The 9,885-nt window shown below is 62.9% G+C and carries 10 protein-coding genes; 3 read left to right on the top strand and 7 right to left on the bottom strand.

Translation table 11 applies throughout. The annotated features are described in order from the left end of the window. Positions 1–216: 216 nt before the first annotated feature. On the bottom strand, positions 217–1,482 hold the full coding sequence (locus WCB02_RS02180; RefSeq protein ID WP_423955876.1) for an urea ABC transporter substrate-binding protein: 1,266 nt from the start codon (positions 1,480–1,482) through the stop codon (positions 217–219). Positions 1,483–1,783: 301 nt separating this feature from the next. Here WCB02_RS02180 and WCB02_RS02175 point away from each other — a divergent pair, with 301 nt between their 5' ends. From WCB02_RS02175 to WCB02_RS02165, 3 genes are all read left to right on the top strand, one after another. Continuing rightward, positions 1,784–2,155, top strand: a complete 372-nt coding sequence (locus WCB02_RS02175) for a transposase (RefSeq protein ID WP_423955873.1) — start codon at positions 1,784–1,786, stop codon at positions 2,153–2,155. 255 nt (positions 2,156–2,410) lie between these two features. Further along, positions 2,411–3,424, top strand: coding sequence for a Gfo/Idh/MocA family protein (locus WCB02_RS02170; protein WP_423955871.1), 1,014 nt, complete (start codon positions 2,411–2,413; stop codon positions 3,422–3,424). Continuing rightward, positions 3,408–4,439 carry a Bug family tripartite tricarboxylate transporter substrate binding protein gene (locus WCB02_RS02165; RefSeq protein ID WP_423955869.1) on the top strand — a complete coding sequence of 344 codons (1,032 nt, stop codon included), beginning with the start codon at positions 3,408–3,410 and terminating at the stop codon, positions 4,437–4,439. Before WCB02_RS02170 ends, WCB02_RS02165 begins: the two co-directional genes overlap by 17 nt. Before the next feature lie 220 nt (positions 4,440–4,659). Here the strand turns inward: WCB02_RS02165 and WCB02_RS02160 are convergent, their stop codons facing one another. The 6 genes from WCB02_RS02160 to WCB02_RS02135 form a co-directional block, all read right to left on the bottom strand. Next, the gene (locus WCB02_RS02160) at positions 4,660–6,225 is read right to left on the bottom strand and encodes a GMC oxidoreductase (RefSeq protein ID WP_423955866.1); all 1,566 of its coding nucleotides are present in this window, start codon (positions 6,223–6,225) and stop codon (positions 4,660–4,662) included. 10 nt (positions 6,226–6,235) lie between these two features. Beyond that, entirely contained in the window at positions 6,236–7,093 is an 858-nt protein-coding gene (locus WCB02_RS02155) for an SDR family oxidoreductase (protein WP_423955863.1), read from the bottom strand. 5 nt (positions 7,094–7,098) lie between these two features. After that, entirely contained in the window at positions 7,099–8,031 is a 933-nt protein-coding gene (locus WCB02_RS02150; RefSeq protein WP_423955878.1) for a VOC family protein, read from the bottom strand. 5 nt (positions 8,032–8,036) lie between these two features. Further along, positions 8,037–8,480, bottom strand: a complete 444-nt coding sequence (locus tag WCB02_RS02145; RefSeq protein WP_423955862.1) for a cupin domain-containing protein — start codon at positions 8,478–8,480, stop codon at positions 8,037–8,039. Further along, the gene (locus tag WCB02_RS02140; RefSeq protein WP_423955860.1) at positions 8,480–8,959 is read right to left on the bottom strand and encodes a DoxX family membrane protein; all 480 of its coding nucleotides are present in this window, start codon (positions 8,957–8,959) and stop codon (positions 8,480–8,482) included. The genes WCB02_RS02145 and WCB02_RS02140 overlap by 1 nt, the downstream gene beginning before the upstream one ends. An 84-nt stretch (positions 8,960–9,043) precedes the next feature. After that, a partial coding sequence (locus tag WCB02_RS02135; RefSeq protein WP_423955858.1) for a glycoside hydrolase family 15 protein occupies positions 9,044–9,885 on the bottom strand: 842 nt, incomplete at its 5' end.

Here is a 9,885-nt window from a genome sequence, read left to right as displayed (position 1 = left end):
GGCCGCGTCCGCCCTCGCCCATCGCGGCCGCATCGCCACAGAGCTTGCCGATCAGATCGGCGCGCCCGTCAGCCGCGGCCCAGGCGCTTTTCATCGCCCCTGTCATCGCCAAGGCGGCGATGACACAGACCGCAATCGCGCCGGGGCGACGCATCATGTGCGCCGGCCGCGGCCAGCCGGGTCAGCTGCAAGGCCGCCGGTGACTGCGTTCATCGCTCAGCTATAGGGGCTGAACGGAACGGGTTTTGGCGTATCCTTGGACTGCCACAAGATATCGAATCCCTGTTTCTCATTGACCGACCCGATGAACACGCCGCGGGCGACGTAATTGTTCTCCGCCGTCATCGATATCGTGTAGCCCGACGGACAATCGAAAGTGAGACCCGCGAAGGCCTTGCGCACTTCGGGAACCTCGAACGAGTTGGCCTTCGCCGCAGCCATTGCCCAGAGATGCACGGCATCATAGGCCGACACCATCGGATCGATCGCCACGTCGCCCTTGAACGGCACGTTCTTGGCCTTGACGTAGTCGGCCCATTGCTTGAGGAACGCCGTGTTGGCCGCGGCCTTGGCATTCTGCAGATAGGCCCAGCAGTTGAGATGGCCGACCAAAGGCTCGGTATTGAGGCCTTCGAGGTCGGCTTCGACCATGTCCAGGCCAAGCACCGGAACGTCGGTCGCCTTGATCCCCTGGTTGGAAAATTCGCGCAGGAAGTCCGGGATCGACGAACCGACCACCGTGAGCACCACGATCGGCTTGCCGCCGCCCGCATCGGCGAAGGCGCGGATCTGATTGACCAGGGTCTGGAAGTTGGAAAAGCCCAACGGGACGTATTCTTCCTTCCAGGCGCTTTCCTCGATGCCCTTCGATTTCCAGTAGCCCTTGAGCTGCTTGTTGATGGTCCGCGGCCACACATAGTCCGAGCCGAGCATGAAGAAGCGCTTGGCGCTGACGCCGTCGTCGCTCATCAGATAATCGACCGCCGGCAGCACGGAGCTTGCGGGCGGCGAATTGACATAGACGACGTTCGGCGAGTTCTCGTCACCTTCGAAATGCAGCGGATAGAACAGCAGGCCCTTGGCCTGTTCCACCACCGGCAGCACGGACTTGCGCGAGACCGACGTCCAGCAGCCAAACAAGGCCGCGACCTTGTCCTGCTCGAGCATCTGCTTGCCGATCTGCGCATAGAGCGGCCAATCGGAGGCGGGATCCGATACCGCGACCTCGATGGTGCGGCCGTTGACGCCGCCCTTGGCGTTGATTTCATCCGCCGCCATGCGGACCACATAATTCAAGCGGCCTTCGATGTTGGCCATGGTTCCGGAGGAGGAGAACAGGCAGCCGAGCTTGACGGTACCGCCGGCGGCATAAGCCGAGCGCACGATCGCAGGCGCCGCCAATGGCGTCGTCAGCGCCGCCGCGCCAAGTCCGGTGACGCGAAGAAACGAGCGACGTGAAAACCTACCCGAAAAACGAGCCATGGACGGTGCCTCTATCTTGACCGAAGAACGATCCGATTTCAGTTCATCGCCCTAGGCGAAGCAACGCCAAATAGTATTCAGCCGTGCTCAAGCGCTCGGCAAAGCCCTTGCCGTTCAATGGTTAGTGTCAATTTTGTCATTTAGAAGCTGAAATCCCCGCCGCAATTCGAACGCATCGCCAGGACCTGCGCCGATCACCTCGTCGGCCGGATGATCTCGTTGCATGGCTGCATCGCCCCTACCAAACGACTGGATTTCATGCGATAACCTCGCCGTCGATCACGGATGGGAGTCTGCGCCGATGCGACGCTCTCAGCACACCGAACACGAGATTTTGTTCCTTCTCGAGGAAGCGGACGCCGGCATCTCGATTGCTGAAATTTGCAGCACGGCCCGTGTCTCGCTGCGGACCTTCTATCGCTGGCGCAAGCGCTATCGCGGCCTGACATCGTCGGCCCTTCGCCACATGAAGGAGCTGGAGATCGAGAACCAGCGTCTGCGTCTGCTGTTGGACAAGCTGTCGGAGCAACGCGACAGCGCGCACGCTCAATCCCCCGTCGCGACGCGGTTGCAACTTCCGCGTCAGGAATTCGGCAGCGGCCGGCCGGCGGCCGCCGAGCATTCACGCGGCGCCTCGCTGGGCCGGTTCGCCTCCGTTCGCTGCATGCGCTGAAACATTGCCGTCGATTTGCCGCCGCGGCGATGGGCGCGGGAGCGTTTTCTGCTGCCGTGCTTGCGGGGCTAAAATCATATTTTTGTTGTAGCTTGTGAAGCTCTTGGCGTAAGGTATTTGCAGTTTCCGGACGTATTCATGAACCGCCTCTTGTTGGCTTGGCCGATAGAGCCGTCCCGCATGTTTGCCGGCAGGCGGCTTGATCCGAGAGCAAGAGGACGAGCTGCAATCGCAAGCACGGTGGAGGACGAAAACGTGAATGCGGGTCCAGTGCGTGTCGGCTGCATCGGAATCGGATGGTGGTCCGACGTTCTCGCCGATGCGATCCAGCGCTCCGGCAAACTCGACATCATCGGCTGCTACACCCGCTCCGAGGCAAAGCGCCAGAACTTTGCCGACAAATATGGCTGCCGGCCGGCTGCGAGCTACGAGGCGATGCTGGCCAATCCCGAGATCGAGGCGATCATCAACACGACTCCGAACGACGTGCATCTGGCGACCACAGCGGCCGCCGCCACCGCCGGCAAGCACGTCTTCCTCGACAAGCCGATCGCCAACAGCGTCTCCGACGGCCGCGCCATCACGGAAGCCTGTCGCAAGGCCGGCGTGGTGCTGGCGCTCGGCTACCAGCGCAGGCGCGAGAGCCACTTCCGCCGGATCAAGCAGCAGATCGATGACGGGCTGTTCGGCAGGCTGGTCAACGCCGAGGCCAACATCAGTCGTGACCGCCTCGGCAAGTTCGATCTCACGTCGTGGCGCTACCAGGCCGCGGGCATGCCCGGCGGGGTGATGCTGCAGATCGGCATCCACTACATCGACGTTCTGGAATATCTGATCGGGCCGATCATTGCGGTGCGCGGACAGTCGGCGCAACTGGTGCTGCCCGGCGACAATCCGGATGTCGCAAGCCTGATCCTCGAGCACGCGAACGGCGCGCTGTCGACGCTGAACGCAAGCTATGCGTCGGCGTCCGAATATTATCTGATGAACATCTACGGCAAGGACGCCACGGCCTATTACGATCTGCACAACGGCCTTCGCCTGCTCAGGCGCGGCGAAAGCAAACCGGTGGCAATCACCTGCGCAGGGAACGACACCCTGGTCGAGGAACTCGAAGAGTTCGCGGCCGCAATCCGCGGACAGGGACGTCTCGAAGTCGACGGTGACTATGCGACGAGATCGCTGGCAACGGTGCGCGCCGGCATTGTCTCGGCCCGAGAAGGACGCCGGGTCGAGGTCGCGGAGATCCTGGATGGTGACCGAAGCTGACAGCAAGACCTCGGCGCGGACCGCGGGCGGTCGTGTATCCGGATCTTGGCGATGGCCTGCCATCATCGTTGCCATCTTGTTCATCGCCGGCATCGTGCCGGTGCGCGCGCAGGGCTATCCGTCACGGCCGATCACCGTGGTCGTCCCGTTTCCCGCGGGCGGCGCCAGCGACGTGGTCGCGCGCATCGTCACCGACCGGATGTCTGGTATCCTGGGCCAGCCCATCATCATCGAGAATATCGGCGGCGCCGGCGGCACCATCGGCAGCGCGCATGTCGCCGTCGCCCGGCCCGACGGCTACACGCTGCTCGCGGCCGCCATGGGATCGCATGTGGCGGCTCCGGTGCTCATGCCGGGCCTGAAATACGATCCGCTTGCCGACTTCGTTCCGATCGGCCTCACCGCCGATGCTCCGGTGGTCGTGCTCGCGCGCAAGGATTTTCCGGCACGGGACCTGAAGGAATTCGTCGCCGTGCTCAGGCAGCAGGGCGGCGCGTTGCAACAGGCGCATGGCGGCATCGGCTCCTCGTCGCACATGGCCTGCCTGCTCTTCACCACCGAGATCGGCGCCACGCCCACCCTCGTTCCCTATCGCGGATCGGGTCCGGCCCTGAACGATCTGATGGGCGGTCATGTCGACTTCATGTGCGAGCAGTCGGTCAGCGTGGAAGCGGCGGTTCTGGCAGGCTCGGTGAAGGCCTACGCCGTCTCGGCGCCCGAACGGTTGCCGACGCTGCCGAATGTGCCGACCGCCAGGGAGGCGGGAATCGACTATGACATGAGCATCTGGGCCGGGCTGTTCGCCCCCAAGGGCGTCCCGGCCGAGGTGGTCACAAGGCTTGCCGATGCGCTCGACAAGGCCCTTGACGATCCCGCCGTCCGCGACAAGCTCACCCGGCTTGGCGGCGCCATACCGGCCGAGGCCGAGCGCAACCCGGTCGCGTTCGACGGTTTCGTCCGCTCCGAGATGGCGCGCTGGGCGCCCATCCTGATGTCCACCGGCGCCGGAAAATAGAGGGCGCTCACCGCGCGCCGCGATCTCCGCTCTCCTCGTCGGTCAGCGCGCTCTTGCGCACGTCAATGAGCGCACCGTCGCCGACGAACTGAAGCACATTGTAGCTGAAGAGATGACGGCAACGCAGTTCAGGCAGTTCAGGCGCATCAATTACGCCAACTCTGTTTCGCGTTCGGGCGCCACCGATTGTTTCCCGCCGGAGGCAACCGATGCCGCGGCGTCAGGCCCCCAACCGCAGCTTGATCCTGTCGGCAACGCGCAACGCGTTTGCGATGATGGTGAGCGTCGGATTGACCGATCCGATAGATGGAAAAAAGCTGGCATCGGCGAGATAGAGATTATCGAGTTCGTGCGCCTTGCAATCCAGATCAAGCACCGACGTTTGAGGGTCGGTCCCAAAGCGCGCCGTTCCGGCCTGGTGAGCGGTGCCTCCGATTGGAACGTTCTGTCCAAGATACAGGCTTCGCTCCAGCAATACGGGATGCGCTCCAGCGGCGCTCAGCATTGTCTCGAGCTTTTTCTTGAGCCGATGATGCGCTTCCATGTTGCCTTCGGCGAGGTCCAGCACCACGCGCTCACCACTGTAAAAAATGCGATTCTCCGGGCGCGGCAAATCCTCGCTGGACAGCCAGAAATCCATCGAGTGCCGGGCCATTACCTCGAACGGCATTTTGGGCGCCCATTCCAGCCAGCTGGGAAGCGCCTCGCCGCGAATCTGCGCGCCATGCGAAGTCGCGCACATCTGGATCAGACCGAGCGGATAATCCCAATCGTCGGATCCGAAATAGTAGTCACTTACCGCGAGGGTTTTTTGAAAGACCGTATCGTTCGGCTCCCGCATCAGGGCCATCAGGATCGATTGGTTGTGACGCATGTAATTGCGTCCAACCTGGTCCGAGGCGTTGGCAAGTCCCTTCGGATGCTTGTCATTGCCGGATCGCAACAACAGCAGTGCGGACGACAGGGCGCCACAGGCAACGACGACGATGTCGGCCGAGTATAGCTCCTCCCGACCGCCCCTGGTGACGTGGACCCCGGTGACCTCCTTGCCGGATTCTCCGGTCTCCAGTTTCGAAACATAGGCGCCGGTCAACAGTGTCAGGTTTGGATGGGCCTTCAGCGCAGGATCGACACACATCACCTGCGCATCGGCCTTGCCGTTGAGCAGGCATGGAAACCCATCGAAGGCATCGCACCGGATGCAGATGCTGGTCGGCGTCGGTCTGCCGTCCTTTTCATCCAGCAATATTCCGAGCGGCAGGTGGAACGGGTGCAGGCCATCCCTGGCCAGGCTTTCGCTCAAGGCCTGGATCTGCGGCTCGTGCGACACCGGGGGGTAGGGAAATGGGCCGGTCGAACGCGGCTCATTGGGATCCTCTCCGCGCTGGCCGTGGACATGAAACAGGTGCTCGGCTTCCGCATAATAGGGTTCAAACACGTCATATTTGACCGGCCAGGCGGGCGACACGCCGTCCTTATGGATGATCGTGTCGAAATCCCGCTCACGCATCCGAAACAGCGCCGCGCCATAGACCTTGGAATTACCGCCGACAAAATAATGCAGCCCGGGATGGAAACTCCGGCCGTCGGCGCCGTACCATGTCTCCTTTGCCTGATAGGCGGCATCGACGAAGACGGTCTGCGAATCCCAGTTCGCACGGGAGCGCTGCAGATAGTCGCCGCGCTCGAGCAGCAAGATACGCTTGCCGGTCGGAGCGAGCTTGTGGGCGACAGAAGCCCCGCCGGGGCCACTGCCGATGATGATGACATCATAGTGGTCTGACATGGCCTGCTCCTCACCCGCCCGTCGCGAACCCGGGGTAGAGAGTCATGCCGCCATCGACGAACAGCGTCGTGCCGACCACATAGTCGGATTGATCCGATGCAAGCCAGACCGCTGCGCGGGCGATATCCTCAGGCTCGCCGATCCGTCCATACGGCACCAGCGTCATCAGTTGGTCATAGGCCGCCTTGGTGTTCCAGGCTGCGGTATTGATCGGCGTACGGATGGCGCCGGGCGCAATGGCGTTGACCCGAATCCGGTTCGGCGCCAGTTCCTGCGCCATGCTCTCCATCATCAATTTGATGCCGCCCTTGGAGGTCGCGTAGTTGGCGTGCCCGCCCCACGGAATCTCCTGATGCACCGAACTCATGCAGATGATTTTCCCCGCGGCACGCGAGACCGACGCGACGACGCCGCGGCGCAGGAACTCCCGGACCGCCTCGCGTGCACATAGAAATTGACCGGTCAGGTTGACGCCGAGGACCTTATTCCATTTATCCAGGGTCATGTCGTGAAAGGCCGAGTCCCGCTGCAGGCCGGCATTGCTGACGAGAATGTCGATGGTTCCGAATTCCTGCATCATTCGCGCGAACATCGCTGCGACATCGGCTTCCGATGAGACATCCGCCCGATGCGCATAGGCCCGGCCGCCGGCCTGCTTGATTTCGTCGACCACAGCATTGGCTGCCTCGTCGCCGTCGACATAATTGACGACCACATCCGCTCCCGCCTGCCCCAACGCGATCGCCACGCCCTTGCCGATTCCGGAATTCGCGCCTGTTACCAGCGCCTTCTGGCCGGTCAGCAGCTTCGGAACCGTCAGAGACGGCGCACCCGAGTCGGTTGGAGATGTCTGTTTCGGCGCGGTCATGAAGTTTACTCCGGTTGGACGAATCTCGGCGAGAAGCCGGTATTCGCATGCGTGGGCGAATGAGAGGTCGAGGCCAACAACACCAGACGATGGCCGTCCGGATCGATCGACCGTTGCGGAGCGACGGCGCCCTCCGATGCAGGCTGGTCAGCCTCAAACATCAGACGGGTTGCGGCGACGTCTTGGCTGCGAACGATAGCGGTCTGGCTGCGAATGACGGATCGATAGCAGAGCAATTCGAGATGCGGCGTGGCCTGCTCGGGATCGAGCGCCGTCACTTCCACCTGCGCGGCCCTGACTGCGTCGAGCTGATCCTGCTGCAGCCCCACGTTGAGCGAGCGCGCCGAGACGCGCAGCCCCAGCGCTTCATAGAACGCGATACTGGTGGCGCTATCGGCAACGCTGATGGCCGAATGGTCGATGCCAAGAAACAGCTCGCCCCTGGAGCGGGCTTGCCAATGCGTGGGCATCTGCCCGTTCGGAAAGGCCAGCAATTCGAGCGGATGGCCGTCGGGATCGCGGAATTTGAAAGCCGTGACGCCGCCCGAAGCAGCCGGTAATTGTTGCGGGCCATCGGTCGAGATCGCGGTCCATCCGCGCCCGGAAGCGAGCCTTTGATAGGCGAGATGGATGTCCGCAACCACGATTGCGAGATGCTGAAAGGAGAGATCTGACGACGCCGCACCTTCCGGATACGGCCGCCCCGGCCGATCGAATTGCAGGAGTTCGACGACCTCGTCACCAAGGCCGAGCCGGATCGCGGAAGCCCCGCCGTCCACCCCCATCAGCCGTTCGAAATCCGGCCCTGAGCGCCGTTCGCTGCCAAGCAAGCGAAAGTCCAGGGTATGCTGATAGAATTCGGACAGCAGGTGCGCATCCGGCGTGGTCAGGCCGAAGCTTGCCAATCTTCGAATTTGGGCGCGCGGCAAGCCTTCCATGTCGCTCACCGGAATTCGCAAGGCAATGCCGGCAGGGCCGCGTCGTCGAGCTGGATCACCATCAGCACGGCCGGAACGTCCCCGATCGTGCCGGACCGATGCCCGCGCTTGCCGTCGACTTCGCGGCAGTTCTGATCGCCGCCGAACGAGACGTCGCCCGGCCCCATTTCGACCCGCGTACCGTCCATCGCTTCGACGAACCAGCGTCCCGACAACGGCACGATCCATTGCGGCTTCGGATTTTCGTGCCAGCTGCCGGTCCAGCCGACCGGCTGCACGGTCACCATCGTCGTCATTGTGCCGGTGGTGCGACGGCCCTGCCACTGTGGATCGGCGGGCGGCGCCATCGACCTCAACTCGAACTCGGTCATCGTGCACTGCTTCTGCCGGCTGACGCCGTCGGAATCAGTCCACAGATGCCAATAGGGAACGATCGGCCGCTCGCTCATCAGACGTCCGCCCTCCTGCTCAAGCTGTAGGGATGCGATGAGGCCAGGGGATGCGCCAGAAATCGCTCGAAGCCGTTTGCGCTGGCGCCGAACGCCAGCACCAGAAAGCCGCCGCCGAGCGCCAGGTTCTTGAGAAAATCCCAGAACATCTCCCTGCCGTCGCTGCTGCCCCGCAGCCGGAAATCCGGCGTTTTCCAGAATTGCTTCCACAGCAGCGCCGTGACGATGCAGTAGGCCGAAAGGATCAGCGCCGCCATGCGATCGGCGATACCGAGCAAGACCGCAAGCGACATGAACACCTCAACGCCAAGACCGGCAAAGATCAAAGCACTCGCCGCAGGCCGGTTCGGGACCGCTTCCGCTGCCTGTCCGACCGCTTGCTTGAAGTTGAGGATTTTATCGAGCGCGCTGAACGGCAAGAACAGCATCACCAGCAGGGCCCGAGCGGCAAGCGCGGCAGCTATGCTCAGAAATGCCATTGCTTTTCGCCCTGACCGAAACTCGGGATACCCCGAAGGGATGATAATGCGCTGGCCGACCGATAGTGCCCCTGCGCGGTTCGATTATTTGCCGATCAGGACCAAAAAGTCGTTGCCCTCCCAATGACCTTGGTCGGTCCACAGCATCGTGAAGCGCAACTCGACGCCTGCGGCCAGCGCCTTGGTGGGAAGATCGCAAATGAACGTGCCCAAACCTGTGGCCAGGGTCTCGCTTTCCGTCGCGGTTGCCCAATTGTCGGACGACCAATGCACAGAAGCGGGCCGCAAGAATTCGAGCCGCAGGATGCGACCGACCGCAATTGCGCCGACCCTGGAGGCCGTGCGCCAGACAATGGGAGCAGGCTTTGGCGTGCTCCTCACATAGCGGGCATAGGCCTGCGGCGGCATGTCGAATACGGCGCCGTCCCGCAATGAGCGCAACAACTTGATGTGTTCGGCGTGCGCCCAGACCAGCGGCATCGCGCTTCCGGACGGCCGCCCCAGAAACAATTCGCGTTCCGGAATATCTTCGCTGTCCCAGATCTGTTCCGGCAGAAGGCCACCTGCGCTCGCGGACGCCTCGAACGTCGCCAACAGCCGCCGCGCCTGCTCGGAACGTCCCGCCGCGATCTCGTAATGCGCGCGCTCACCGGTCAGCAGCGGCCAGAGCCGGCCAATCCCGGAGCCATCAAACGGCGCGCCGTCGGCGTGCTCGCCGTATCCGTCATCATTGTAGCGATACCAATAGGGTCCGGCGGGCAAGTCGCGCTTCAGTATTGCGTCGATGGCAGCGACCGTATTGAGAATACGCGGATCGTCGGCGGCGCGCAGGCCGAACCGCACGAAAGCGAGCGCATCCGGACTCACCAGAAGGCCGGCTTCCAACGCTTCGTTGCCGTCCGGGCGGTTGCGGATCGGGATCAGGC

The sequence above is a fragment of the Bradyrhizobium sp. genome, from assembly GCF_049581145.1.
In the GTDB taxonomy this organism is placed as follows: domain Bacteria; phylum Pseudomonadota; class Alphaproteobacteria; order Rhizobiales; family Xanthobacteraceae; genus Bradyrhizobium.
Note: the sequence above shows the minus strand (reverse complement) of the source record. Positions and strands in the feature narration are given on the sequence as shown.